Here is a 597-nt window from a genome sequence, read left to right on the forward strand (position 1 = left end):
TGGCCATGACATGGTTCCAATATTGCATCATGCGCCGTTCTTTATGTTCGAGTCGTTTGAGCGCTTTCATATTTTTCGCTTGCTGGATTTCCCTTCGCAAACGGGCATACCGCCTGCGGATATGGCCAATACGTTTGCCGTTAAAGGTCAGGTATCTCCCCGTATCGGCATCGGAAGCAACCGCTATGAGGCGTAATCCGCGATCAACGCCAATCGCTTTGTTCGTTTTCGGCGATTCCTGAAGTTCAAAAGAAAGGGTGAAAGCAAAATACCACTTTCCCTTTCGCTCAAAAAGCTGCGCATTCCCTTTTTTCGGTTTCGAGATTCCTTCGTACGAAGGTTTATAGTGTTTGCTGTTTGGATCCATTTCCCCGGTCAGAAGGTAGCTCACCCAAAACAAAGCATAATCGCTGGCGCTCACAGGCACATATTTATCGATGGTTAGATGGCCTTCGATGGTGGGGATGCCGATTTTCAGGTGTCCTTGATCGAAACGGAGCCGCCAGTTCTGATTGTCAAACAGGATCGAGATATTCGCTCGAAAGGAAGGAAAACCCTTGGTGTTGGCATGCTTCCGCCAATCCTGATACCGGCTGA

At 48.6% G+C, this 597-nt stretch carries 1 protein-coding gene; it reads right to left on the reverse strand.

The window, feature by feature from the left end:
• A partial coding sequence (locus ACFQ0N_RS38250) for a nuclease/transposase family protein (RefSeq protein ID WP_483874996.1) occupies positions 1–597 on the reverse strand: 597 nt, incomplete at both ends.

Source organism: Paenibacillus sp. GCM10027626 (genome assembly GCF_042676285.1).
GTDB lineage: Bacteria > Bacillota > Bacilli > Paenibacillales > Paenibacillaceae > Paenibacillus_Z.